General features: G+C 68.3%; 27 protein-coding genes. 12 read left to right on the top strand and 15 right to left on the bottom strand.

Annotated features, from left to right (window positions below):
• Positions 1 to 73: 73 nt before the first annotated feature.
• On the bottom strand, positions 74 to 982 hold the full coding sequence (locus ACEOAB_RS08250; protein ID WP_413749345.1) for an SDR family NAD(P)-dependent oxidoreductase: 909 nt from the start codon (positions 980 to 982) through the stop codon (positions 74 to 76).
• 425 nt (positions 983 to 1,407) lie between these two features.
• Between ACEOAB_RS08250 and ACEOAB_RS08245 the strand changes: the two genes are divergently transcribed.
• Positions 1,408 to 2,061 carry a glutathione S-transferase gene (locus ACEOAB_RS08245; RefSeq protein WP_413749344.1) on the top strand — a complete coding sequence of 218 codons (654 nt, stop codon included), beginning with the start codon at positions 1,408 to 1,410 and terminating at the stop codon, positions 2,059 to 2,061.
• On the opposite strand, the gene ACEOAB_RS08240 is transcribed toward ACEOAB_RS08245, so the two are convergent.
• Positions 2,058 to 2,960, bottom strand: a complete 903-nt coding sequence (locus ACEOAB_RS08240; RefSeq protein ID WP_413749343.1) for a LysR family transcriptional regulator — start codon at positions 2,958 to 2,960, stop codon at positions 2,058 to 2,060. The genes ACEOAB_RS08245 and ACEOAB_RS08240 overlap by 4 nt on opposite strands.
• A gap of 126 nt (positions 2,961 to 3,086) precedes the next feature.
• Between ACEOAB_RS08240 and ACEOAB_RS08235 the strand changes: the two genes are divergently transcribed.
• Together ACEOAB_RS08235 and ACEOAB_RS08230 are read left to right on the top strand one after the other, a co-directional pair.
• Positions 3,087 to 4,403 carry an MFS transporter gene (locus tag ACEOAB_RS08235; RefSeq protein WP_413749342.1) on the top strand — a complete coding sequence of 439 codons (1,317 nt, stop codon included), beginning with the start codon at positions 3,087 to 3,089 and terminating at the stop codon, positions 4,401 to 4,403.
• A 37-nt stretch (positions 4,404 to 4,440) separates the two neighbouring features.
• Complete coding sequence (locus tag ACEOAB_RS08230) at positions 4,441 to 5,544, top strand: M14 family metallopeptidase (protein WP_495653592.1); 1,104 nt, start codon at positions 4,441 to 4,443, stop codon at positions 5,542 to 5,544.
• A gap of 4 nt (positions 5,545 to 5,548) precedes the next feature.
• Here ACEOAB_RS08230 and ACEOAB_RS08225 read toward each other — a convergent pair whose 3' ends face one another.
• The 3 genes from ACEOAB_RS08225 to ACEOAB_RS08215 form a co-directional block, all read right to left on the bottom strand.
• Positions 5,549 to 6,346, bottom strand: a complete 798-nt coding sequence (locus ACEOAB_RS08225) for an enoyl-CoA hydratase/isomerase family protein (protein ID WP_413749340.1) — start codon at positions 6,344 to 6,346, stop codon at positions 5,549 to 5,551.
• Positions 6,347 to 6,368: 22 nt separating this feature from the next.
• Positions 6,369 to 6,719, bottom strand: coding sequence for a hypothetical protein (locus ACEOAB_RS08220; protein ID WP_413749352.1), 351 nt, complete (start codon positions 6,717 to 6,719; stop codon positions 6,369 to 6,371).
• A gap of 136 nt (positions 6,720 to 6,855) precedes the next feature.
• Positions 6,856 to 7,128 (bottom strand): DUF2164 domain-containing protein, encoded by a 273-nt coding sequence (locus ACEOAB_RS08215; RefSeq protein WP_007833887.1) that lies wholly within the window; start codon positions 7,126 to 7,128, stop codon positions 6,856 to 6,858.
• A 105-nt stretch (positions 7,129 to 7,233) separates the two neighbouring features.
• Here ACEOAB_RS08215 and ACEOAB_RS08210 point away from each other — a divergent pair, with 105 nt between their 5' ends.
• Positions 7,234 to 8,433: a YncE family protein gene (locus ACEOAB_RS08210; RefSeq protein ID WP_495653591.1), complete on the top strand. Its 1,200-nt coding sequence runs from the start codon at positions 7,234 to 7,236 to the stop codon at positions 8,431 to 8,433.
• A 30-nt stretch (positions 8,434 to 8,463) separates the two neighbouring features.
• Positions 8,464 to 8,676 carry a hypothetical protein gene (locus tag ACEOAB_RS08205; RefSeq protein WP_056587618.1) on the top strand — a complete coding sequence of 71 codons (213 nt, stop codon included), beginning with the start codon at positions 8,464 to 8,466 and terminating at the stop codon, positions 8,674 to 8,676.
• 16 nt (positions 8,677 to 8,692) lie between these two features.
• Here ACEOAB_RS08205 and ACEOAB_RS08200 read toward each other — a convergent pair whose 3' ends face one another.
• From ACEOAB_RS08200 to ACEOAB_RS08190, 3 genes are all read right to left on the bottom strand, one after another.
• A complete protein-coding gene (locus tag ACEOAB_RS08200; RefSeq protein WP_413749338.1) occupies positions 8,693 to 9,601 on the bottom strand; it encodes a DUF808 domain-containing protein in 909 nt (302 codons plus the stop codon).
• A 117-nt stretch (positions 9,602 to 9,718) separates the two neighbouring features.
• Positions 9,719 to 10,420 (bottom strand): PepSY-associated TM helix domain-containing protein, encoded by a 702-nt coding sequence (locus tag ACEOAB_RS08195; protein ID WP_413749337.1) that lies wholly within the window; start codon positions 10,418 to 10,420, stop codon positions 9,719 to 9,721.
• Between the two features lies 1 nt (position 10,421).
• Positions 10,422 to 10,940 carry a GNAT family N-acetyltransferase gene (locus tag ACEOAB_RS08190; RefSeq protein ID WP_056587609.1) on the bottom strand — a complete coding sequence of 173 codons (519 nt, stop codon included), beginning with the start codon at positions 10,938 to 10,940 and terminating at the stop codon, positions 10,422 to 10,424.
• A gap of 87 nt (positions 10,941 to 11,027) precedes the next feature.
• Here ACEOAB_RS08190 and ACEOAB_RS08185 point away from each other — a divergent pair, with 87 nt between their 5' ends.
• Genes ACEOAB_RS08185 through ACEOAB_RS08175 form a run of 3 tightly spaced genes read left to right on the top strand, consistent with a single transcriptional unit; the run spans position 11,028 to position 11,748 of the window.
• Positions 11,028 to 11,177: a hypothetical protein gene (locus tag ACEOAB_RS08185; protein ID WP_165403194.1), complete on the top strand. Its 150-nt coding sequence runs from the start codon at positions 11,028 to 11,030 to the stop codon at positions 11,175 to 11,177.
• Positions 11,174 to 11,464, top strand: coding sequence for a VF530 family protein (locus tag ACEOAB_RS08180; protein ID WP_413749336.1), 291 nt, complete (start codon positions 11,174 to 11,176; stop codon positions 11,462 to 11,464). Before ACEOAB_RS08185 ends, ACEOAB_RS08180 begins: the two co-directional genes overlap by 4 nt.
• Positions 11,461 to 11,748, top strand: coding sequence for a 2Fe-2S iron-sulfur cluster-binding protein (locus ACEOAB_RS08175; protein WP_413749335.1), 288 nt, complete (start codon positions 11,461 to 11,463; stop codon positions 11,746 to 11,748). Before ACEOAB_RS08180 ends, ACEOAB_RS08175 begins: the two co-directional genes overlap by 4 nt.
• Here the strand turns inward: ACEOAB_RS08175 and ACEOAB_RS08170 are convergent.
• On the bottom strand, positions 11,745 to 13,058 hold the full coding sequence (locus ACEOAB_RS08170; protein ID WP_495653590.1) for an MFS transporter: 1,314 nt from the start codon (positions 13,056 to 13,058) through the stop codon (positions 11,745 to 11,747). The genes ACEOAB_RS08175 and ACEOAB_RS08170 overlap by 4 nt on opposite strands.
• Before the next feature lie 87 nt (positions 13,059 to 13,145).
• Here ACEOAB_RS08170 and ACEOAB_RS08165 point away from each other — a divergent pair, with 87 nt between their 5' ends.
• Positions 13,146 to 13,820, top strand: a complete 675-nt coding sequence (locus ACEOAB_RS08165; protein ID WP_413749334.1) for an RluA family pseudouridine synthase — start codon at positions 13,146 to 13,148, stop codon at positions 13,818 to 13,820.
• On the opposite strand, the gene ACEOAB_RS08160 is transcribed toward ACEOAB_RS08165, so the two are convergent.
• The 5 genes from ACEOAB_RS08160 to egtB form a co-directional block, all read right to left on the bottom strand.
• Positions 13,807 to 14,247 (bottom strand): universal stress protein, encoded by a 441-nt coding sequence (locus tag ACEOAB_RS08160; protein WP_007833935.1) that lies wholly within the window; start codon positions 14,245 to 14,247, stop codon positions 13,807 to 13,809. The two genes, ACEOAB_RS08165 and ACEOAB_RS08160, sit on opposite strands and share 14 nt — an antisense overlap.
• Positions 14,248 to 14,364: 117 nt before the next feature.
• Complete coding sequence (locus ACEOAB_RS08155; protein ID WP_413749333.1) at positions 14,365 to 15,123, bottom strand: 2OG-Fe dioxygenase family protein; 759 nt, start codon at positions 15,121 to 15,123, stop codon at positions 14,365 to 14,367.
• The gene (locus ACEOAB_RS08150) at positions 15,120 to 15,404 is read right to left on the bottom strand and encodes a DUF427 domain-containing protein (protein ID WP_056587596.1); all 285 of its coding nucleotides are present in this window, start codon (positions 15,402 to 15,404) and stop codon (positions 15,120 to 15,122) included. The genes ACEOAB_RS08155 and ACEOAB_RS08150 overlap by 4 nt, the downstream gene beginning before the upstream one ends.
• A 716-nt stretch (positions 15,405 to 16,120) precedes the next feature.
• Positions 16,121 to 17,017 carry an L-histidine N(alpha)-methyltransferase gene (egtD, locus tag ACEOAB_RS08145; protein ID WP_413748803.1) on the bottom strand — a complete coding sequence of 299 codons (897 nt, stop codon included), beginning with the start codon at positions 17,015 to 17,017 and terminating at the stop codon, positions 16,121 to 16,123.
• Positions 17,018 to 17,130: 113 nt separating this feature from the next.
• Positions 17,131 to 18,384 (bottom strand): ergothioneine biosynthesis protein EgtB, encoded by a 1,254-nt coding sequence (egtB, locus tag ACEOAB_RS08140; RefSeq protein WP_495653589.1) that lies wholly within the window; start codon positions 18,382 to 18,384, stop codon positions 17,131 to 17,133.
• 160 nt (positions 18,385 to 18,544) lie between these two features.
• Here egtB and ACEOAB_RS08135 point away from each other — a divergent pair, with 160 nt between their 5' ends.
• Positions 18,545 to 19,891 carry an NAD(P)/FAD-dependent oxidoreductase gene (locus ACEOAB_RS08135; RefSeq protein WP_413748801.1) on the top strand — a complete coding sequence of 449 codons (1,347 nt, stop codon included), beginning with the start codon at positions 18,545 to 18,547 and terminating at the stop codon, positions 19,889 to 19,891.
• Positions 19,892 to 19,937: 46 nt separating this feature from the next.
• Here ACEOAB_RS08135 and ACEOAB_RS08130 read toward each other — a convergent pair whose 3' ends face one another.
• The gene (locus ACEOAB_RS08130) at positions 19,938 to 20,456 is read right to left on the bottom strand and encodes a thermonuclease family protein (RefSeq protein ID WP_495653588.1); all 519 of its coding nucleotides are present in this window, start codon (positions 20,454 to 20,456) and stop codon (positions 19,938 to 19,940) included.
• A gap of 121 nt (positions 20,457 to 20,577) precedes the next feature.
• On the opposite strand from ACEOAB_RS08130, the gene ACEOAB_RS08125 reads away from it, so the two are divergent.
• Both ACEOAB_RS08125 and ACEOAB_RS08120 read left to right on the top strand, forming a co-directional pair.
• Positions 20,578 to 21,057 carry a tetratricopeptide repeat protein gene (locus ACEOAB_RS08125; RefSeq protein ID WP_413748799.1) on the top strand — a complete coding sequence of 160 codons (480 nt, stop codon included), beginning with the start codon at positions 20,578 to 20,580 and terminating at the stop codon, positions 21,055 to 21,057.
• 150 nt (positions 21,058 to 21,207) lie between these two features.
• The gene (locus ACEOAB_RS08120) at positions 21,208 to 24,210 is read left to right on the top strand and encodes a transglycosylase domain-containing protein (protein ID WP_413748798.1); all 3,003 of its coding nucleotides are present in this window, start codon (positions 21,208 to 21,210) and stop codon (positions 24,208 to 24,210) included.
• Positions 24,211 to 24,223: the final 13 nt, after the last annotated feature.

Genomic DNA, 24,223 nt, shown 5'->3' with positions numbered 1-24,223 from the left:
TTGACGTGCATGGTGCACCCGCGCGCAGGCCGTTGCCGGTACGTGCTTTTCCCCGGTCGGGCGCGAACTTGTCCTACGGCCCGGCCTGCATCTCGAAAGCCGCGACCTGCCTTCCATCGATGTCGGTGAAGCCGTACTCGCGCGCCAGATCGGCCACGCGCAACACCTCACCGCTTTTCTCCAGCACCCGCGCATCGCCCGCCAGCGCCGCGACCGCCCGCCCCAGGTAGCGCGGCGATTCGGTGCGCGCCAGCTCGGGCCGCTGTTGCCAGTGCGCCTCGTCGGTCTTGTGACCCGCGAGCACGAACTCGGTGCGCATCCAGCCTGGAGACACCGCGACCGAGGCCACGCCGTGCGGCTTCAGCTCCTGCGCGATGCCGAAGGCCAGCCGCGTCATCGACGCCTTGGCCAGGTCGTAGAAGAGATTGCCGCGCAGGTAGTGGGCGCGGTCCCAGAAGGTGGTGGTGACGATCAGCCCCCTTTTGCGCCGCACCATCAGCGGCGCGGCGCAGCGGCTCGACACGAGGTGGTTGCGCACGCCGCGGTCGAACATCGCGTCCCAGTTGGCGAGCGGGTGCTCCCAGAAAGGCGCGTCGAACACGCCCGTGAACGTCTCGTGGCCGCCCCAGGCGTTGTTCACCAGCAGGTCGAGGCGGCCTGCCTCGCGCTCCACGCGGGCGAAGAGCGCGGCCACTTCCTGTTCGTTCGTGTGATCGCATCGCACGGCGATGCCGCGGCCGCCCTGGCGCGTGACCTCGTCGGCGGTGTCGTCGATGCTGCCGGGCACCACGGCCATGTCCGACAAGGCGAGCAACTGGCCGTAGCTATCGGCGGGCCTTTCGCGCGTGCTGCGCCCGGTGACGTACACGGTGGCGCCGGCCGCGCCCAGTTCGACCGCAATGCCGCGCCCCGCGCCGCGGCTCGCGCCGGTGACCACCGCCACGCAATCCTTCAGCGGGCGACTTGTGTTCTCGTCCTTCATTCGATGAGCTCCTTCGATCCGTTTTGCATGAGCGCGGACGAAGATAGTCCGCCCTCAGCCCGCCGTCTTGGAAGAAACCGAAACCGCCCGGCCCATGAACTCGGTGGGCGTGACGCCGCACAGCGTCTCGCACATCCTGCTGTACCGCGAGACCTTTGCCGAAGGCCATGAGGGTGAATGAACGCGTGCTGCCCGATGGCGCCGGCGCTGGTGAACGGCGCCTGCAGCAGTGGCCGCGTAGGGCAGCCCCCAACCGGCAGCGCGCGCAGCGTGCCGGCGGGCACGTTCGATTCAGGCCCGTGCAAGGGGTCGTCGTCGAGCCGGAGGAAAAGACGTTCGCGCATGCGGCGATTGTGTGGAAAAACCTGCCCGCACGCGACCGGGCGCGGTCACCGAAAATCGGCCGCTTCGCCTGTACGCCGCGCATGCCCAACGCTCTCCCCGTCCTCTACTCGTTTCGCCGCTGCCCCTACGCGATGCGTGCCCGCCTCGCGCTGGTCGCGAGCGGCCAGTCTTGCGAGCTGCGCGAAGTGGTGCTGAAGAACAAGCCCGCCGAGATGCTGCAGGCCTCGCCCAAGGGCACGGTGCCCGTACTGCTCATCGAAGACGGCACGGTGCTGGAACAAAGCTTCGACGTGATGCTGTGGACCCTGCGCCGCAACGATCCGCGGCGCTGGCTGCAGCCCGGCACCGGCACGCTGCAGGACATGCTCGCGCTGGTCGCCGCCTGCGACGACGACTTCAAGCCCCAGCTCGACCGCTACAAATATCCCGACCGGCATGCGGATGGCGGAGAGCCCGCCCGCGAGCGCGGCGCCCAGTTCCTGCGCGGCCTCGAAGCCAGGCTGTCGGCCACGCCGCATCTGGCCGGCGCCCACGCCACGCTGGCCGACGCCGCCGTCATGCCCTTCGTGCGCCAGTTCGCGATGGTCGACCCGGCATGGTTCGATGCCCAGCCCTGGCCCCACCTGCGGGCGTGGCTGTCGGGCTGGACCGCCTCGGACCTGTTCGAGCGCGCCATGCACAAGTACGCGCCGTGGAAGACCGGTGAAACCGGCGTCGACTTTCCTCCGAACTAACCGCCCATCGCCGCCGCCGAGGCCCGCTGGATGCATTCGACGAAATGCTGCGCGGCCGGCGTCAGCAGCTGCCCACGGCGCTTGATGACGCTGACGCTGAGCATCGGCAGCTCTTCCTCGATCTCCACGCGCCGGATGCCGTGGCGCTTGAAGGTCAGCGTGGCCAACGGCTCGACGAACAGGCCGACCAGGTCCATCTGCCCCACCAGCGCCAGCGCCACCGTGACCGACTGCCCCTGGATCACCCGCGCCGGCGGCGGCAGGCCCAGCGGCAGCAGCGGCGACACGGCTTCGCGGCCGCTGAAATGGTCATCGCCCGGAAGAATCCACTCGGCCTGGTAGAGCTCACGGATCGAGCGGCTCGCGCGCAGCGGATGGCGATCGCGCAGGCCCACCACCAGCTTCACCGGAAAGAGCTCCATGGCCTCGAACTGCGGGTCGAGCCGGCCGGGCACCACGTGCGCCACCGCGAAATCGAGCGAGCCTTCGCGCAGGCGCGCCAGCATCCAGGGCAGCACGGTTTCGCTGAACTGCACGTCGACCGCCGGCAGCCGCGCGTGAAAGTCCTTGAACGCGGCCGGCAGCACCGTGAGCGCGAATGAAGTGCTGACGGCCAGCGAGACCTTGCCCGTGAGTCCGTCGCGGATCTGCGCGATCTCGTCGCGTGCGCGCTGCATGTCGGCCAGCAGCAGCCGTGCGCGCGGCGCAAAAGCCTTGCCGAATTCGGTGAGCCGCACGCCCTTGACGCTGCGCTCCACCAGCGGCGCGCCGACCTCGCGCTCCAGCTCCCGCACGATCTTGGTCACGGCCGGCTGGGAAATGCCCAGCACGCGGGCCGCGGCACGGATGCTCATCTGCTCGACCACCGCCACGAAGGCGTGCAACTGATTGGGTTTCATGACAACCAAAAGTTATCTTTGACGCCCAATTATTGTCTTTTCATGACAGCGGCGAGTCTCTAGCATCCGGCGCGATCGAAGGCATACCTTCGACCGACACCTTCGAAAAGCAAACACTGGAGAGACATGAGCAACCCAAGCAACCCGCCTTCGTCATCCGCACGCAGGCGCCAGACCATCGTTGCCACCACCATCGGCAACGGGCTGGAGTTCTTCGACTTCACCGTCTACGGCTTCCTGGCGCTGGTGATCGGCAAGCTCTTCTTTCCGACCTTCAATTCGTACGGCCAGCTGCTGCTGACGGTGGCGAGCTTCGGCGTGGGTTTCATCATGCGGCCGCTGGGCGGCATCGTCATCGGCGCGTACGCCGACCGCGCGGGCCGCAAGAAGGCCATGACGTTGACCATCTTCCTGATGGCGCTGGGCTGCGCGCTGATCGCGTTCACGCCCACGTACGCGGCCATCGGCGTGGCGGCGCCCATCGTCATCGTGCTGGCGCGGCTCATCCAGGGTTTCTCGGCCGGCGGCGAGGTCGGCGCATCGACCACGCTGCTGGTCGAACACGCCACGCCCGCCAACCGCGGCTACATGGCGAGCTGGCAGTTCGCGAGCCAGGGCCTGGGCGTGATGCTCGGTGCCGTGGTGGTGGGCGGGCTCACCTTCACGCTCACGCCCGAGGCGATGCAGAGCTGGGGCTGGCGCGTGCCCTTCGTCATCGGCATGCTGATCGCGCCGGTGGGCATGTACATCCGCCGCCACCTCGAAGAGTCGCTGCACATCTCGCCGGAGGATGCCGCCGCACCGCGCGAGAGCAGCCTGAAGATCGTCTGCACGCAGCACGGTAAAACGGTGCTGGCCGCCATTCTTTCGCTGGTGGGCGGCACCACGGCAGCCTATGTCGTCACCTTCTACATGCCGACGTATGCGGTACGCGAGCTGGGCCTCACGCCATCGGCGGCGCTGTTCGGCGCCGCGCTCACCGGCCTGATCTCGTTCGCGCTCGCGCCCTTCGTGGGCAGGCTGTCGGACGCGGTGGGCCGCAAGCCGCTCATTGCCTGGAGCCGCATCGTGCTGGCGATCCTGATCTACCCGGGCTTCCTGTGGCTCAACGCCTCGCCCACGCCCACGGTGCTGTTCGTCGTGCTTGGCGTGCTGAGCATCGGCCTCGTGGTGCAAACGGTGCCCGGCATCACGATGCTGCCCGAGATGTTCCCGAAGGCGGTGCGCGCCAGCGGCATGTCGCTGGTGTACAGCGTGGGCGTCGCGCTGTTCGGCGGCTTCGCGCCTTTCATCAGCACCTGGCTGCTCAACACCACCGGCAACAAGCTCGCACCGGCGTGGTACCTGGTGGCGATGACCCTGGTGTCGCTGCTCGGCCTGCTCTGGCTGCGCGACCACACCGGCCGCGACATCGATGCCGCGGGCGCCCACGCGGCGGCCTGACGGCCTCCCATCTTCAAAGCACAGGAGTCCTCACCTCATGCAAGCACAACCCACCGCCGCTACACGCTTTTTCTCGGGCACGTATGTCGAAGCCCGCGCCAAGTTCCTCGAGGCCGCCGCGCAGCGCGGCGCGGCCGTCGAGTCGTTCGTGCTCGAAGCGCACCGCGGCGCGCTCGGCGAAGAACTGGCCACCGACGTGGCGCTGGTCGGCTCGATCGACGCGAAGAAGGTCCTGCTCGTGAGCTCGGGCACGCACGGCCCCGAGGGCTTCTGCGGCTCGGGCACGCAGGTCGCCACGCTCAACGACCCCCACCAGCTCTCGCGGCTCGAGCAGGCCGGCGTGTCGCTGCTGCTGGTGCACGCCATCAACCCACACGGGTTCTCGCACCTGCACCGCACGAACGAAGACAACATCGACCTGAACCGCAACCACATCGACTTCCATGCGCCGCTGCCGGTGAACGCCGAATACGCCGAGGTCGAGCCACTGGTGCTGACCGCGACCTGGCCGCCCACGGCCGCCGACGAAGCGGCTGTGGCCGCCTATGTCGGCAAGCACGGCATGCGTGCCTTCCGCGCAGCCGTCACCAGGGGCCAGTACGCATCGCCCGACGGCCTGTTCTACGGCGGCACCGCGCCCTCGTGGAGCAACAAGACGATCCGCGCGATCCTGCGCAAGTACGCCGCGTCGGCCACGCACCTCGGCTGGATCGACGTGCACACGGGCCTCGGGCCCTACGGCCATGGCGAGAAAATCTACCCGGGCCGCAACGCGCCCGAAGACCTCGCACGGGCCCATGAATGGTGGGGCGCCGACGTGTTCGCGCCCTTTGCCGGCGACTCGGCCTCGGCCGACGTGTCGGGCCCCGTCATTTCGACCGCGTACGACGAATGCCCGAACGCGAAGATCGCGCCGATGGGGCTGGAGTTCGGCACGCTGCCCGACGGCGAAGTGCTCACGCGCCTGCGCGCCGACACCTGGCTGCGCCGCCACCCCGACGCGCCGGAGATGCAGAAGCGCGAGATCCGCGCACAGCTGCGCGACGCGTTCTACTGCGACAACGACGAGTGGAAAGGCATGGTGCTGGGGCAGACCCGCGTCGTGCTGCTGCAGACGCTGCAAGGTTTGCGCAAGGCCTGACCTGTCAGCCGAAGTCCGGCGCGCGCCGCTCGCGCAGCGAGGCCACGCCCTCGCGCACGTCGGCGCCCGCAAAGCCCATGAATTCGAGCGCCAGCGAGGCATCGAAGGTCGGGCCGGCCTGGCGCAGCCAGTTGTTCAGCGCGTACTTGGTCAGGCGGATGGCGCTCTGGCTGCCGGCTGCGAGCCGGTCGGCCACCTCGTAGGCGCGCGGCAGCAGTTCGGCCTCCTCCACCGCGAGCGACACGAGGCCGATGCGCTCGGCCTCCTCGCCACTCACCGGCTCGCACAGCAGCAGGTGGTACTTGGCCTTGGCCATGCCGCACAGCAGCGGCCAGACGATGGCCGCATGGTCGCCCGCCGCCACGCCCAGGCGCGTGTGGCCGTCGACGATCTTCGCGTTCTTCGCGGCGATGGAAATGTCGGCCAGCAGCCCCGCCACCAGCCCCGCGCCCACGGCCGGGCCGTGCATGGCGCTGACGATGGGCTTGTCGCAGTTAATGATGTTGTAGACGAGGTCGCGCGCCTCGCGCCACACGCGCTGGCGCACCGCGTCGTCGGTGGTCATGTCCTGCACCATCGCGAGGTCGCCGCCGCCCGAGAAGCCCTGGCCTTCGCCCCGCAGCACCGCGCAGCGCACGCTGTCGTCGGCCGACACGTCGCGCCAGATTTCGGCCAGCTCGCGGTGGCCGTCATGGCCCGCCGTGGGCAGCTTGCCGTTGGCGGCCCGCATCTGGATGTCGAGCACCGCGCCATTCGCACCTCGGCGCGTGATGGCGAGGGTCTGGTAGCGGGCGTAGTCCATGGCGGGTGTCTCTTTCTTTCGTCTACTTTTTCGCGGCCGCTTCGCGGCAGCGCTGCACATTGGCATCGAAGCGCGAGGCCAGCCCCGGTTCGCACTCGTCGGAAGGCGTGAGCCTGCACATGCCGACAACCACGTAGTCCATCACCGCCGACGTGCACATCGGGTAGGCCGCGAGATCGGGGTTGGCCTTGACCTTGAAGCCCCAGCGTTCCGAGAACTGCACCGTGCGGACCATCGCGCCGTGGAAGAAGCTGCGGTCCCTCGCGGCGATGGCGGCTTCCATGCGAGGCAGCTCCTCGTTCAGGTACCCGACCGAATCCAGCGGAAAGCTGGACGGCTCCTGCTGCGCGGTGGCGAGGGACGCAGCTAGCACGAGAGGCAAGGCGGCAAGGGCGCGCAGAGCGGAGGTGAGCGCGGAACGTGGAGAGGTGCGGTGGAGATGCATGGCTTCGAATTTTGCAACGTTTTGAAGCACTCCTGAATGCGCGGCGATGCGCGGACGCGACGCCCTACCTTCCCTTTTTCTGCTTGTCGTACTTGCGCCAATACTGGAATTCGTCCTCGTGCACTTCGAGGTCGACCTCCGAGATGCGCGACTGCAGGCGCTCCTGCACATCCGCCACGGCCTTGTTGTAGACGAGCGGGCCGACCTCTTCGAGGAAGAAGCCGAGCAGCGCGCCGGCCGCGATATTGCCGATCGGCTCCTCCATGTTCTCGCGGAAGTAGCGCTCGATGGAGGTGATGGCCTGCTGGCGCGCTTCTTTCGGTATCTCGATGGTCATGTGGGCCCCGGGGAGTGGATCGATCGATTGTGCCGGGCGCAGGCCTGGCGACGAAGCCGCGCCGTTCGCTACCATGCGCGCACAACAACACCGGAGACAGACAACATGAAGTTCCGCCCCGCCGCGCTCGCGGCCCCCGCCCTGGCCGCCGCCCTTGCAGTGCTTGCCGGCTGCACAAACATCCCCCCCACCGTGCCGCAGCGCCAGCTGATGCTGGTCGCCAACGACGAGAAGCAGTCGTGGAACGCCGCCGGCGTCGTGGCCCTCGGCCCGATGGGGCGCGACACGGTGCAGGTGCTCGACATCGGCACCGACCCGCTGGCGCCCAAGGTACTGGGCACGCTGCAGCTGGACAACACCATCGCCGGGCCGCCGACCAACCTCGCGATCACGCCCGGCGAAACGCTGGCGCTGGTCGCCAACTCGCTCAACGTGGTCGAGGAGAACGGCGCGCGCAAGCAGGTGCCTGACAACCGTCTCTTCATGATCGACCTGACCACCACGCCGCCCAGGCTGCTCGACACGCTGCAGGTCGGCAAGCAGCCCTCGGGCCTGTCGATCAACCGCGCGGGCAACCTCGCGCTGGTGGCCAACCGCGCCGACAACTCGGTGAGCGTGCTGCGCATCGCGGGCAAGAAAGTGACGCTGATCGACACCGTGGCCATGGGCGATTCGGTGGCGCACGTGCGCTTCACGCCCGATGGCAAGCGCGCGCTGGCCGCCAAGTTTCCGAGCCACAAGATCGCGCTGCTCGACGTGAACGGCGAGAAGGTCAGCTACAACAAGGTCGATCTCATGGCGGGCCTGTGGCCCTACAACGTCGACGTAACGCCCGACGGCAAGCTCGCGCTCACGGCCGACAACGGCAACTCTGGCGCCTCCGACGGCCAGGTCGACACCGTGAGCGTGGTCGACCTCGAAGCCGCGCCGCCGCGCGTGATCGACAAGGTGGTGGTGGGCGACGGCCCCGAGGGCCTGGCCGTGAGCCCGACCGGCAGGCATGCGGTGGCTGTGATCCTGCGCGGCAGCAACGCGTCGAAGAGCGCTTACTTCTACAACCGCAACGGCTCGGTGGTGCTGCTGAAGATCGACGGCAAGAAGGTCACGCGCGCCAACGAGGTGGAGGTGCGTGGCCTGCCCGAGGGCGCGGTGTGGAGCGCCGATGGCAAGTACCTCTACGTGGGCAACTTCATCGACCAGGACATCACGATCTTGCGGCTCGAAGGCGACACGCTGGTGCCGACGGGCAAGTCGTTTCCGCTGCAGGGCCATCCGGCCGCGATGCGCGGGACAATGACGCACTGATCGACCCACACTCCCCCGAACGAAGAAGCCATGGCGCAACCCAAACGACAACTCCGCACGCTCGAACGCGGCATCCTCTGCCTCGTGATCGGCGCCGCCGTTCTGCTGGGGCCGCGCTTCCTGCAGGGCACGCGCTGGTTCGAGATGGTGGCGGGGGCCTATCTGGTCGGCTGGTTCGCGGTGGTGCTCGGCGTGGCGTTGATCGCGGTCGAGCTGGTGAAGCGCGGCAAGCCGCGCCAGTAGCCAACAACCTGGCCTCTCAGGCCTTCTTGCCGCGCAGCTTGCCGACCAGCTCCACCACGGCCAGCACGATGGCGCCGGCCACGACGCCGACACCGGCGTTCACGCCCATCGAGCCCAGCGTGCCGAACACGCCGCCCGTGGCCGTGGCCCAGTCTTCGACCGCATGGCCCAGCGCCGGCACACCGTGCACCAGGATGCCGCCGCCGACAAGGAACATCGCGGCCGTGCCGGCCACCGACAGCGCCTTCATGAGCCAAGGCGCCGCAGCCAGGATGCCGCGGCCCAGGGCGCGCGATGCGGCGCTGGCGCGCTGGCTCAGGTAGAGGCCCGCGTCGTCGAGCTTCACGATGCCGGCCACGAGGCCGTAGACGCCGATGGTCATGATCAGCGCGATGCCGACCAGCACGCTCAGCTGAGTCGTGAAAGGCTGGCCCTGCACGGTGCCCAGCGTGATGGCGATGATCTCGGCCGAGAGGATGAAGTCGGTGCGCACCGCTCCCTTGATCTTGTCCTTCTCCATCGCGACGACGTCGACCGAGGCGTCGGCCACGGCCTTCTCGTGGCGCTGGGTGTCGGCTTCGTGCTCCTTCTTGTGCAGGAACTTGTGCGCGAGCTTCTCGGTACCTTCGAAGCACAGGAACGCACCGCCCACCATCAACAGCGGCGTCACCAGCCACGGCAGCCAGGTGCCGATGGCGAGCGCCGCGGGCACGAGGATGGCCTTGTTGACGAAGGAGCCCTTGCACACGGCCCACACCACCGGAATCTCGCGCTCGGCCTTGACGCCGGACACCTGCTGCGCATTGAGCGCAAGGTCGTCGCCCAGCACGCCGGCCGTTTTCTTGGCGGCGACCTTGGTGAGGACCGACACGTCGTCGAGAACGGTCGCGATGTCGTCGAGCAGCAGGAGCAGGCTGGTGGCCATGGGCAAAGTTCGGGCTGAAAAAGAAGCGGCGAGCTTATCCGCAGCCGTTACCCGCCCTCGGCAATAACCGTACGCGGTCGCCCTGAACGGGGGCCGGCATGCGAGCTTGCCGGCGAATCAGAGAGCGCCGATCGCAATGGCGAGCATCGCGGCCAGCGACACGCCGAACAGCGCCAGGCCCACGCGGCGGCGGCGGTGCGTGAGCATCCACAGCGCCACGCCCGAGATCGACAGGAAGATCAGGCTGCCGGCCAGCGTGTCGACCAGCAGGATCCACGGCAGCGGCATGCTGCCGCCCTTGTGCATGTTGGTGAGCGTGGCGACGAAGCCGTTGTGCGTGGTGGCGACGCCGACCGAGCGGTTGCCCTGCCAGTACTCGGCCTGCACGATCTCGTTGGGGCCGCCGAAGTTGAACACCCAATGCGCCGGCTGCATGAGCGCCGGGGCGCTCTTGCCGCCCGTGTCGCTCTTGTCGCTCTTGTCGGCCCAGGCAACGGGCTTGGCCGGTTCGATGCGGGAGGAGCTGGGCGGGCCGCTCATGCGCAGCGCACCCTGCAGCCACAGGCTCATCGCCTCGGGCGTTGCCGGCACCGGATCGGGCAGTGCCAGCTGGGCGCGCGTGCGCTCCTGGGCCTGCGGCAGCTTCAGCACGTTGCGGTGGTTGAGCCAGATGCCGCTGAAACCGAACAGCAGCCCCAGCACCGCACCCCACAGGCCGAACCAGCCATGCGTGCGGCGAATCCATTGCACGGCGGCGGTGCGGCGCTGGTGCGATCGCACGCGCGCGGCGTGGCCGAGGGTGCTGCTGCCGGCGTCCATGTCAGGAAACGTCGCGCTTGAGGCGGATTTCCTCGACGCGCACCGTGCCCAGGGCGGTGGTCTTGGCGGTCTTCATCTCGCGCTTGAAGCCCGCGAGTTCGTGGAAGCGCATGGCGCGATCGTTGCGGATCGGCACCCAGATGGTGACCGTCGTGCAGCCCTCTTCTTCCAGGCCTTCGCGCGCGGCGTCCCACAGGGCCACGCCCACGCCCTTGCCCCAATGCTCGGGCTTGACGTAGATCGCCCAGATCTCGCCGGTGGTGGGCGGCGTCTTGGGGTCGCGCGAGCGGTCGAAGCCGACGAAGCCGACGACCTGGCCGTCGAGAGTGGCCACGTGCACCTGGGGTTCGCTGAATTCGATGGCTTCGCGCCACTTGGCTTCGCGCGAGGCCGGGGCCAGCATGCGCAGCTCTTCTTCGGGGAGGATGCCTTCGTAGGCGGCCTTGGCGGACAGGGCGTGGACCTCGGCAACGGCCTTGGCGTCGCGCAGGGTGGCGGGGCGAACTTCGTAATCTGACATGAATGCGGGAAATCGGATGGAACCGCGTATTGTCGCCGCACCGCTAAACTGCCTGCTGCATCCGTCGCAACAACAGGAGAATTCGACATGGCCAAGGGTCAGCAACGCACCACCAAGGAAGCGAAGAAACCGAAGAAGGACACTTCGCCACCCAAGCCCGTGGGCACCGGCGGCATCGAGCCCGTGCGCACGATCACCACCGCCGTGATCCCCCGCGGCAAGCTCAAGAACAAGTGACCGGCGAAGCGCCAGCTCCCGCGGCCAAAAAGGCCCAGCCACGCAACCCGTTGCACGGGTTGACGCTGGAGGCCATCGTCACGGCGCTGGTCGATTACTACGGATGGGAGCACCTGAGCGAGCTCGTGCCCATCCGTTGCTTCACGCTCGACCCGAGCGTGAGCTCCAGCCTCAAGTTCCTGCGCAAGACGCCGTGGGCGCGCGAGAAGGTCGAGAGCCTGTACCTCTTCATGCTGCGCGAGCAACGCCGCGAGCAGCAGCAACAGGAACCGCCGCCGCAGCCATGAAGGTCCGACTCGAGCCCTCGGGCCTCGACTTCGAGACCGACGCCGCCACCACGCTCCTGAAGGCCGCCGAAGAAGCCGGCATCGAACTGCCGAGCTCGTGCCGCAACGGCACCTGCCGCACCTGCATCTGCCAGCGGCTGTCCGGCGAAACCCGCCACACCATCGAATGGCCCGGCCTGAGCGCCGAGGAAAAGGCCGAGGGCTGGATCCTGCCCTGCGTGGCACAGGCGCTGGGCGACCTGACGCTCGACGTGCCCGCCGCTCGCGCCCTGTTCGCGGATTAGGCGGGCGGAGGCCTGACGGAAGGCGCCGCCACCACCAGCCGGTCCCGCTGCGCCAGCGACGGGAACAGCTTGAACCACGTCAGCGCGACCAGCATCGTCCCCACGCCCCCCACCACCACCGAGCCGACCGGCCCGAGCAACGCCGCCGTGGCGCCCGACTCGAACTCGCCGAGCTGGTTGCTCGCGCCGATGAAGATCGAGTTGACCGCGCTCACCCGCCCGCGCATGGCATCGGGCGTCTCGAGCTGCACCAGCGTCTGGCGGATCACCACGTTGACCATGTCGGCGCCGCCCGAGACCGCCAGCGCGATCAGCGAGACGACGAAGCTCTTCGAAATGCCGAACACCACCATGCACACCCCGAAGAGCCCCACGGCCAGCAGCAGCGTGCGCCCCACGTTGCGCTCGACCGGCCGGCGCGTGAGCGCAATGGACATCACCAGCGCGCCCACCGCCGGCGCGCTGCGCAGCAGGCCGAGCCCCCAGGGCCCCGTGTGCAGGATGTCCTTGGCGTAGATCGGCAGCAGCGCCACCGCACCGCCCAGCAGCACCGCGAACAGGTCGAGCGAGACTGCGCCGAGCACGGGCTTGCGCTTCCAGATGAAATCGACGCCCGCGAACACCGTGGCCAGCGTGACCGGTTCGCGCGCGGCCGGCGTGTAGGCATAGCGCAGCCGCAGAACAAGCGCGCAGGCGATCGCGAAGAACGCCACGCTGGCGCCGTAGACCACCGCCATGCCCGCCACGAACAGCAGCCCGCCGAGAGCAGGCCCGCCGATGATTGCGCCCTGCATGCCGGCCGAGCTGAAGGCCATCGCGCGCGACAGCATGGCGGGCGGCACCAGCAGCGGCGTCAGCGCCTGCTGTGCCGGCATCTGGAAGGCGCGCACTGCGCCCAGCACCAGAGACAGCCCCAGCAGCAGGCCACGCGTGTCGTGCTTCTCCAGCACCGCCAGCAGCAGCGCGAGCGCCACCAGCCCCTGCACCGCGAAACAGGCCGCCACGATGCGCCCGCGATGGTGGCGGTCGACGACGTGGCCGGCCAGCAGCGCCAGCAGCAGCGCGGGCACGAACTGGTAGAGGCCCACGAGGCCCAGGTCCCAGGCGCTGCCGGTGAGTTCGTACATGTGCCAGCCGATGGCCACCAGCAGCATCTGCGAGGCGGCTGTGCCGAACAGCCGCGCCGTCCACATCTGCATGAACGGACGCTCGCGCGTCAGGTCGGAAAAGCCGGGGGAAGAAACCGCGGCGCCTGAGGAAATGGCTGCGGCGTCGGGGGAGGAAGCGGAAACAGGGGCGGGGCCGGACATTCGTTCGAGGATAGCCGAGGCTTCATGAGCGCGGCGTGAGAGGGCCAAAACGGGCCTGCAATGGGCTCTCTACACTCGGCGGCATCCATGACCGCGCCGCCGCTCCTGCACCCCCTCCACGAAGACCCCTACCTGCTGGTGTTCGACAAGCCCGCCGGCCTGCTCTGCGTGCCCGGCCGCGGCGAGGACAAGCAGGATTGCCTGAGCACGCGTGCAATGCGTCAGTGGCCCGACGCGCTGATCGTGCACCGCCTCGACATGGGCACGAGCGGGCTGGTGGTGATGGCACGCGGCATCGCCATGCAGCGCGCGCTGAGCGCGGCCTTTGCCGAGCGTCGGGTGCACAAGCGCTATGAAGCCGTCGTCGATGGTGCGATGCCGGTGCGGGAAGACTGGTCGCTGATCGACGCGCCGCTGATGGCCGACTGGCCGCGCCGGCCGCTGCAGAAGATCGATCCTGCGGGCAAGCCCAGCGTCACGCGGTGGAAGGCGGTGTCGCTGCTACCCGGCGAGCCCGCGGCGACCCACGTGCTGCTGGAGCCACTGACGGGCCGCTCGCATCAGCTGCGCGTGCACCTGCTGTCGATCGGCCATCCGATCCTCGGCGATGCGCTGTACGGCGATGCCGCCCTGCAGGCGCGTGCGCCGCGCCTGTTGCTGCATGCGAGCGAATTGGGATTCGTGCACCCGGTGACGCAGCAGGACCTTTGCTTCAATCGGCCGCCCGATTTCATCGTCTCCCGAGCGATCAGCCGCCCTTGACGACCAGCACGGGCATGTTGGCGTCCTGCAGCACGCGCTGTGTCACGCTGCCCAGCAGCAGTTTCTCGATGCCGCTGCGGCCGTGCGAGCCCATCACGATCAGGTCGGCCGCGATGGCGATGGCCGTGTCGACGATGCCTTCGTGCACCACGTGGCCGTCGATCACGCGCTGGTCGCTGTGCAGGCCTTCGGCCGCCAGGGCCGCCACGCCGCGCGCGAGCGCCGCATTGGCACTGGCAGTGGCTGCAGCGAGGTATTCGTTCTGGCCGAGCGCGTAGTCCGCGCCCACACCGATGAAGGGATAGTTGTCGATCACGTGAATCAACGTGATGCGGCTACCGAAAGCCAGCGCGAGGCCGCTGGCCTTGCTGACGGCGAGCATGGAAGTTTCGGAGCCGTCGATCGGAACCAGGATGTGATTGAACATGGCGGGACCTCGCTTTCGTCGCAGACAGACACGACTCACCGTCGAGCCGGGCCCCGAATTTAACCCCGATGCCGGAGGGAACCTGTAGGACTCAAGGCAGCGACGGGAAACGGGGCGTCAATCCCCCTGGAAACCCTTGGCCCGGCAAGTGATCACGAGCGTGTCGCGCCAGCCTTCGCCGCCCTCCTCGAGCGGCTGGATCGGCGTCGATTCATGGATCACACGCGCGTCGTCGAGCAGCAGCAGGGTCCAGGGTTCGGTCATGGTGAAGCGCTCGCCGCGGCGGCCATTGGCCTCGAACACGCGCGTCTCGCCGCCCTTGATGCCGTGCCTGCCGACGAGTGCCACGGCCACGAGATCGACGCCATCGCGGTGCGCACCTTCGGGCGTCGGCCGGCCGATGCCGCCGGCGGTGTCGATGCGGAACTGGTGCGCTTCCACGTACCAGCGCTGCTGTGTCGTGCCACGCATGTCGCTGCAGGCCTTGCCGAGCTGCCGCAGCAGCCGCTGCCACACGGGCTGCGCCACGGTGGCATCGAGCATCGGCGCAAACCAGCGCTGCATGCCGCCGTGCAGCGCGTTGTATTCGACCGGCTGCCAGTGCGCGCGGTGCGGCACTTGCGTGAGCGTGGCGTAGTCGTCGGCTTCGATGGTGAAGCAGGCGTGGCGCCGAGTGCGGTAGCGGCCACCGTCCTTCAGGTAGTCGTCGGGCGGGAGGTCGTTCCAGTCGGCGTGCAGTGCATCGAGCTGCGCGATCGGTGCGCCAAGCCATTCGGCCACACCCTGCGGACTGAGTACCGCGTAGCCTTGCTCGCGCAGTGCGGCGGGCAGCTCGGCCGGGGCGATGAACGGCGGAGTGAAGGCGGCCGTGGTCACTGCGCGCTGACCTTCACGTCCTTCCAGAACGCGACGCGGTCGCGGATCTCTTCGGCTTCGGGCTTGGGGTCGGCGTAGTACCAGGCGGCGTCGGTGTGGAGCTCGCCGTTGACCAGCAGCGAGTAGTAGCTGGCCGAGCCCTTCCAGGGGCAGGTGGTCTTGTGGTTGCTGAAGGTGACGTAGTCGCGGTTGAGTGCGCTCATCGGGAAGTAGTGATTGCCTTCGACGATCACGGTGTCGTCGCTTTCGGCGATGGTGACGCCGTTCCAGGTTGCTTTCATGGTCCTTGGCTCCAGGGGGAGGGTTGCGGGGCGCTGGCCGTTGCGCTGCCGCACGGGGCCGGGGTATTGTGCCGTTTGCTTGGCACAGTCGCTTTCTTCGTGGCTGTATCTACCCTGTCTGGGGGTTTTCTTTTCGGGGCCGGGTCTCGGCCCGGCGGCCGACCTACTTTTCTTTGCTTCGCCAAAGAAACGTAGGCAAAAGAAAGGCGACCCTACTGTCTGCGTCCCTTCGCTTCGCTACGGGCAACCTGCGGTGCTCGACGTAGGCGGGGGTCCGCAGAACTCGCTTCGCTCAAACAGCTGCGGCCCTGATCCCGCCTACGTCTGCGCTCCTCGGCGCAGCCAGAAGGGCTTGAAAACCAGACGCGCCATCGCTGCGCTCGGCCCCGGAACAGCCAATACCCAAAACCAGTACCAAGCCACCGCAGGCGCGTTGCGCCTGCGGTGGCTTGGTGGCCGAGCGAAGCAAAGGCCCGGGAGGGCTCCCCTCCCCTCTGGCTGCGCCGAGGAGCGGAGTGTTTCGCGGATCAGGGCTCGCCCTTGTCTGAGCGAAGCGAGTTTGGGCGAGACCCCGCGAAACGCGAGCACCGCAGGTTGCCCGTAGCGAAGCGAAGGGTCGCAGACAGTGGGGTCGCCTTTTCTTTGCTTACTTTCTTTTGGCGAAGCAAAAGAAAGTGAGTCGCCCGCCGGGGCGAGTCCCGGCCCCGGAAGCAAACCTAGGCAACCAGCCAGTGAACACTAAAAAGCTTCTCCGGATCCGTCCAGACAGCCCCAGGCCGAAACCCAGCCCGAACAGCCAAGGCACGAAGCCCTTCAACAGTGAACTTGTGCGAGTACTCCGTATGAATGGTCTCGCCCTCCTCGAACCCGAACGTCTCCCCATTCAGCGAAACGCTCTGAGCCATCCGGCTCACAAGATGCATCTCGATCCTCTGCCGAGGCGCGTTGTAGAACGCCGCATGCGCAAACCCGTCAAGATCGAAGTTCGCATCGAGCTCGGCATTGGCGCGCCGCAGGAGATTCAGGTTGAAGTCCGCAGTCACCCCTTGCGCATCGTTGTAAGCCGCATGCAGCCGCCCCGGATCCTTGACCAGGTCCACGCCAATCAAGAGCCCTCCACCACGCAACATCCGGGCAGCCAGCTGCAGGAAGGCCAGCGCCTCTTCAGGCTCGAAATTTCCGATCGTCGACCCCGGGAAAAAACCGACGCGCCGCCCGGCACCCGCCACGGGCGCGGGCAGCACCAAGGGCATCGTGTAGTCAGCGGCAATGGGCTGCACCACCAGCTCCGGATAGTCGGCCTTCAGCCGCTGCGCAGCAGCCTCCAGATACTCGCCGGAAATATCGATGGGCAGGTAGCGCCTGGGCGAGTCGAGCGCATCGAGCAGCAACCGCACCTTTGTCAACGACCCCGCACCGAACTCCACGATCTCCGCATTCGGCCCGATCTGCCCGGCGATCTCCCCCGCGCATTCGCCGAGGATGCGCAGCTCGGTGCGCGTCGGGTAGTACTCCGGCAGTTCGCAGATCCGGTCGAACAGCTGCGAGCCCGCCGCGTCGTAAAAAAACTTCGGCGAAATGCGGCGTGGCGACCGTGCGAGCCCGGCCTGCATCTCGCGTCCGAACTCGGACAACGGCGCGGCGGCTGCAGGCGCAGACGAAGCGCGCGGCTTCGCGGCAGGCACGAACGACAGCGACGAGGAGGAGGAAGTTGGATTGCGCATGATCAAAGGTCTTTCGCGAGCCGCAGCCCCGAGAACTGCCAGCGCGCCGCCGGCGGAAAGAAGTTGCGGTAGCTGGGCCGCGTGTGCCCCGCCGGCGTGGGCACGCTGCCACCGCGCAACACCAGTTGCCCCACCATGAACTTGCCGTTGTATTCGGCGGCGATGCCGGGCATCGGCCGGAAGCCGGGGTACGGGTCGTACGAGGAACGCGTCCACTGCCAGACATGGCCGGCCATCTGCGCGATGCCGGGCGCGTCGAACGCGGCCTCCCATTCGAATTCGGTCGGCAACCGCGCGCCGGCCCACTCGGCATACGCGGCGGCTTCATAGAAACTGAGCTGCGAGACGGGTGCATCGGCCTCCATCGGCCGCACACCATGCAGGCCGAACACATGCCAGCCCGCAGCGCCCTGCGGCTGCAAACCGAAGCCCAGCCGCGGATCGTCGGACGCGAGCCAGTACGCCGGATGCCGCCACCCGTTCGCCTGCACGGCGACCCAGCCGTCGGACAGCCAGAGCTCGGGCCGCTGGTAGCCGCCATCCGCGATGAACTGCGCGTAGTCGCCGCAGTTCACCAGCCGATCGGCAATCGCATAGGGCTGCAGCAGGGCCTTGTGGCGCGGCGTCTCGTTGTCGAATGAAAAGCCCTGCCCCGCGTGCCCCACCTCGGCCACGCCGCCGGGTTGCGCGAGCCAGCGCATCGCCGGCGGCACCGCGGCCAGCCGCAGCGCAGGCCCGCCGGCGGGCTTGTAGGCCGGCAGCAGCGGATTGCATGACAGCGCGTGCAGGATGTCGGTGAGCAGCAGTTCCTGGTGCTGCTGCTCGTGGTTCAGCCCGAGCGTGACGATGGGCTCGACGGTGGCCCAGTCGAGCCCGTCCTCTTCCAGCAGCGCGATCACCGCCTCGTCCACATGCCGGCGATAGGCATGCACCTCGTCCACCGACGGCCGCGTCAGCAGGCCCCGCTGCGGGCGCGGGTGGCGCGGTCCCAGCGCCTCGTAGTACGAGTTGAAGAGATAGTGAAAGCGCACATCGAAAGGCTGGTAGCCCGCCGCATGCGGCTGCAGCAGCACGGTCTCGAAGAACCACGTGGTGTGCGCGAGGTGCCACTTGGTCGGGCTCGCGTCGGGCATGGACTGGATGCACTGGTCTTCGGCGGAAAGCGGGGCGGCAAGTGCCAGGCTCGCTGCACGCACCTCGCGAAACCTGTCGCGCAGTGCGCTCGCCGCCTGTGTGATCGGCCGGGAAAGCGTCATGGAATCTCCAGTCGGGTCAGCCGCAAGTTGTAGCCCATCCGGACCGCGGCGGCGCGTAGGACAAAACGCCGCCGGCCCGCCGCGAGCACATCGGCAAAAAGGGCAGCCACTTTGGCACAAGATGGAAGCACGTGCAGGGCGGCTGCGTATCATTCGCCGCATGCAAACGACCAACCCCTCGGGCAGGCCCCAAGTCGTCATCGTCGGCTGCGGATTCGGCGGGCTCGAAGCCACGCGCAAGCTGCAGAACGCCGACGTGGACGTGACGGTGATCGACAAGACCAACCACCACCTGTTCCAGCCGCTGCTGTACCAGGTGGCGACCGCGGGGCTGGCGGCGCCGTCGATCGCGGCGCCGGTGCGCGCGCTGTTCCGCAAGCAGTTGAACATCACGACGCTGCTCGGCGAAGTGGGCGGCATCGACCCGGCGACGCGGTCCGTGCACCTGGCCAACGGCGACCGCGTGCCGTACGACCACCTGATCGTCGCGGCGGGCGCCACGCACAGCTATTTCGGGCACGACGAATGGGCGCCCGTGGCGCCGGGGCTGAAGACGCTGGCCGATGCCTTCGAGATCCGCCGCCGCGTGCTGCTGTCGTTCGAAAGCGCCGAAATCACGGCCGACCTGGAGCACCGCCGCGCCCTGCTCACCTTCGTGGTGATCGGCGCCGGCCCCACGGGCGTCGAGATGGCCGGCACGCTGGCCGAGATCGCCAAGCACACGCTGTCGGGCGAGTTCCGCCACATCGACCCCAGCAGCGCGCAGGTGCTGCTGGTTGAAGGCGGCCCGCGCGTACTGCAGGCCATGCCCGAATCGCTGAGCCGGAAGGCGCTCGAACAGCTGGAGAAGCTGGGTGTCGAAGTGCGGCTCAATGCGCGCGTGACCTCCATCGACGCCACCGGGCTCGAAGTGCAGACAGGCGGCGGCGCGGACGGCGCACCCGTCGAGAGCTACCGAATCGATAGCAGCTGCGTGGTGTGGGCGGCCGGCGTGGCGGCATCGCCGCTGGGCCGCATGCTGGGCACTGCCACCGGCGTCGAGTGCGACCGCGCGGGCCGCATCAAGGTCGAGCCCGACCTGAGCCTGGCGGGCCATCCCGAGATCAGCGTGGTCGGCGACCTCGCGGCCGCCATGAGCCACGCGCCCGGCAAGCCGCCCAAACCGGTGCCCGGCGTGTCGCCCGGCGCCAAGCAGATGGGCCGTGCAGCCGCCACCAACATCCTGCGCCGCATCGCGGGCCAGCCGACGGTGCCGTTCCGCTATGCCGATTACGGCAACCTCGCCACCATCGGCCGCAACTCGGCCGTGGTCGACCTGGGCACGCCCTTCGGCCCGCTGCGCTTCAGCGGCCGGCTCGCGTGGCTGTTCTGGCTGTTCGCGCATGCGTACTTCCTGATCGGCTTTCGCAATCGCATCGTCGTGATGATGGATTGGGCCGGCGCCTACTGGAGTTTCCAGCGCAACGCGCGGGTGGTAGCAGAAGTGCAAGGCAAGAGCGAGTCCTGAGCGGCACCCTCCTCGCCCGCGGCCTCAGGTTCCGATCACACCGCCGTCAGAAGAAGCTGCCCCAGTGCGGCTGCTCGTTGCGCTGGTGCCTGCGCCATTCCCAGGGCGGCGTGGGCTCGGAGTCGGCCCACAGGACGAGTTGCCGCGCACGCGCGCTGGCCTGCAGCCTGAACAGCCCGCCACCGCGCTTGGTGGCGAGGTGGTTGTAGTCGTACACCCAGGCCCAGCCGTCGGCCACCATGCGGCTGCCGGCGTCCTCGCCGTTGCAGCTCACGTCGGCCACCGTGCGGCCGTAGCGGTCGGTGTCGATATCGGTGATGAGCGCCTGCTCGCGAAAGCAGATGTTGCTCAGCGCCTGCCTGCTGCGCTGGCCGTAGGGCTGGGCTTTCTCGGGCGCGTCGATGGCGGCGATGCGCACCTTCACGCGCTCGTAGGCGCCGATGCGGCCGCAGCGGGCGGTGAGCGTGTCGCCGTCGCTGATGCCGACGACGAGGCAGGTGCGCGGAGCGGCCTGGGTGAGAAGAGGAAAGGCAAGAAGAAAAATGGGCAGCGCGCGAAAGTGCATGGAAGAGCCGGATGTGGGCAGAATGGCCGGACCGATCGAGGCTAAGTGATCCGTGCGCAGGGAGGGGTCGGGACACAGATTTTTTCTTTCTTCTGACCGCGCTTCGAAGGAGACCCCTCACATGCAGGAACCCACCCGGGACGACTGGTTTTTCGCGGCGAACGACGCGTGGGATGCCGGCGCGCACAAGAAGGCGCTGTCGCTGTTCCTCAAGGCGGCGGCCGCGGGCGAGACCCACGCGCTCAACAGCGTCGGCTACTTCCTCGACCACGGCATTGGCGTGAAGCAGGACAGCGCCGCCGCGCGCGACTGGTACCGCAAGGCCGCCAGGGCCGGCGATGTCGCGGGCTGCGCGAACCTCGCCATCTGCTACCGCGACGAAGGCAACTTCCGCTGGGCCCGCTTCTGGTTCGAGCGCGCCTATGCGCATGGCGACGGCGACGCGGCGCTCGAACTGGGCCGGCTCTTTCTCTGGGAAGGCCCGAACCAGAACCACCGCAAGGTCGTGCACTACCTGACCAAGGCGGTGTCTTCGACGGATGTCAGCGTGGATGGGAAGAAGGAAGCCGGGAGGCTGCTGAAGTCCCTGGGCCGTAAGTAAAAAGCGCCGGTCCCCGGCCGTCCCGTTACCGGTGTCGGCAATCCGTCCTGAATCGATTGGCCGACTCGATCATGCGCAACCCAAACGGCTGCGAAAGGTGCATCATCGTCACTGACGAACCCACGGTGCAGACTGTTCGCGAGGCAGAGCATGACATGGTTCAAGAAGCTTTTTTGGGTCGGCGCCGGGGTCGCCGTGGGGGGTACGCTTGCCGTATTCGCGGTAGACGAACTGAAGACTTCCCGGCTGCAATCGGCCCTGTGGCGCAACCTCGGCAACGGTGCCAGCTTCAGCGTCGACGCCGGTGCCAGCGATGCCATCCGCTTTCCCCACACCGGACCTTACGACGAGCGGCTGGGCTATCACGATCTTCCCGACTTCATCCAGCGGCTGGACTCCCAGGGCTACGCCATCACCCGCCAGGCCCGCTTGTCGCCTCGGCTGATCGAACTGCAGGAGCGTGGGCTCTTCATCCCGTACCGCGAGAAGAACCAGGCCGGCCTGGCCGTGCGCGACTGCCGCAATGCGGCGCTGCTGCACACGCGCGTGCCCCAGCGCACATACGAGCGCTTCGAGGACGTGCCGCCGCTGCTGGTGAGCGCCCTGCTGTTCGTCGAAGACCGCCACCTGCTGGACGCGGAACCGGCGCAGCGCAACCCTGCGATCGATCCGGAACGCTTCGCGAAGGCCGCGCTCGAGCAGGCGCTGCGGGCGGTCAGCCTGAGCCATACGGCGACGGGCGGCAGCACGCTGGCGACCCAGATCGAGAAGTACCGCCACTCGCCGCAGGGCCGCACCGGGTCGGTCCGCGACAAGCTGCGCCAGATGGCATCGGCCTCGCTGCGTGCCTACCAGGACGGTGAAGACACGCAGGCGCGGCGCCGCCAGATCGTCGTCGACTACCTCGACACGGTGCCGCTGGCCGCACGCCCGGGCATGGGCGAGGTGCATGGCCTGGGCGACGGCCTGTGGGCCTGGTACGGACGCGACTTCGGCGAGGTGAACCGCCTGCTCGCCGACAACGCCGAGGGGACGGCGCCCACCGACGAAGCGCTGCGGCAGCAGGCCGAGGCCTTCAAGCAGGCACTGTCGCTGATGATCGCGCAGCGCCGGCCGTCGCAGCACCTGCTCGGCGACGGCACCGGCCTGGCCCGGCTGACCGACAGCTACCTGCGGCTGATGGCCGAGGCAGGCTTGATTTCGCCCGAGCTGCGCGATGCGGCCCTGCCACTGCCCCTGCGGCTGCGGCCCGAACTGCCGCCAACGCCCCGGCCGGACTTCGTGCAGCGCAAGGCCGCGACTGCACTGCGCACCCACATCTCCACGCTGCTCGGCGTACCGCGCGCCTACGACCTGGAGCGGCTGGACCTCGAGGCCGAGACCAGCCTGGACGGCGAAGCGCAGGCGATGGTGGCGCGGGTGCTGGCCGGCCTGCGGACGCCCGCCGCGGCCAAGGCCGCTGGACTGTTCGGCTTCCACCTGCTCGACCCGGGTGCGGACCCGGGCCCGCTGGTCTACAGCTTCACGCTGTTCGAGCGCGGCGCGCAGGAGAACCTGCTGCGCGTTCAGGCCGACAACATCGACCAGCCTTTCGACGTGAACCAGGGCGCGCGGCTGGACCTAGGCTCGACCGCCAAGCTGCGCACCCTGGTGAGCTATCTGGAGCTCGTGGCCGCGCTGCACGCTCGCTGGGCCGACCTGTCCCCCGCCCAGCTCTCGGCGCTGGAGAACAACCCGCGCGACCCGCTGGGTGCGTGGGCGCGGCAGTACCTCCTGCGCGCCAAGGATCGCCGCCTCGCGCCGATGCTCGAGGCTGCCATGGAGCGGAAGTACTCGGCCAACCCCGGCGAGGCCTTCTTCACTGGCGGCGGCCTGCACCAGTTCGCGAACTTCGAGCGCTCGAGCGACAGCGAAACGATGACGGTGCGCGAGGGCTTCAAGCATTCGGTCAACCTGGTGTTCATCCGCCTGATGCGCGACCTGGTACGACACCACATGTTCGGCAGCGCGTCGGATGCCGAGCGCCTGCTGAAGGACCCCGCCGACCCGCGCCGGCGCGAGCTGCTCGCGCGCTTTGCCGATCGCGAAGGCTCGGCCTTCCTCATCCGCTTCTATCGCAAGTACCAGCGCCTATCCGCCCCGGAGGCCGAAGCCCTGCTGCTGCAGGGCCTGAGGCCATCGGCGCCGCGCCTGGCGAGCGTGCTGTTCACGATCGAGCCCGAGGCCAGCGACGCGCGGCTCGACGAGGTTCTCGTGCAGCAGCTGGGCCGTGGCGCCGGCTCGCCGCGCGCACTGCGGGCGCTGCGCAGCACCTACGCCGGCTTGTCGCTCGCCGATCGCGGCTACGTCGCGCGTGTGCATCCGCTGGAGCTCTGGCTTGTCGGTTTCCTGCAGCGCCACCCCGGCGCCTCGCTGACCCAGGTGCTGGAGGCGAGCGCGAGCGAACGCCAGGAAACCTACGCCTGGCTCTTCAAGACGCGCCACAAGAGCGCGCAGGACAAGCGCCTGCGCGAGCTGATCGAGCTCGACGCCTTCGCGCAGGTTCATCGCTCGTGGCAGCGCCTGGGCTACCCCTTCGCATCGCTGACGCCGTCCTACGCGAGCGCGATCGGCGCGTCAGGCGACCGGCCGGCCGCCCTGGCGGAACTGATGGGCATCCTCGTCAACGACGGCGTACGGTTGCCGACGCAACGAATCGGCGCACTGCACTTCGGGCGCGACACACCCTACGAGACACGGCTGGAACCGCGCAACGCGAGCGCCGAACGGCTGCTGCCCGCGGAGGTGGTCGCGACGGTACGGCGCGCGCTGGTCGAGGTGGTGAACGACGGCACGGCACGGCGCCTGAAGGGCTCGCTCGTGGACACGCGCGGCCGCGCGATCGAGATCGGTGGCAAGACCGGCACCGGCGATCATCGCTACGAGAAAACCGACCGGAACGGACGGGTGATCTCGGAGCGCAAGATCGATCGATCGGCCACCTTCGTGTTCATGATCGGCGACCGCTACTTCGGCACCATCATGGCGTATGTGCACGAGCCCTATGCCGCTCGCTATCGGTTCACGAGCGCGCTGCCGACCCAGTTGCTGAAGTCGCTGGGGCCGCAGCTGCTGCCCGTGCTCCAGCGCAACGGGTGCGGAGGAGATCGATAAAACCCGATGTAGT

The sequence above is a fragment of the Variovorax sp. Varisp53 genome (genome assembly GCF_059491555.1).
The sequence above is the reverse complement of the archived record's forward strand: the minus strand, read 5'-3'. Positions and strand labels throughout refer to the sequence as shown.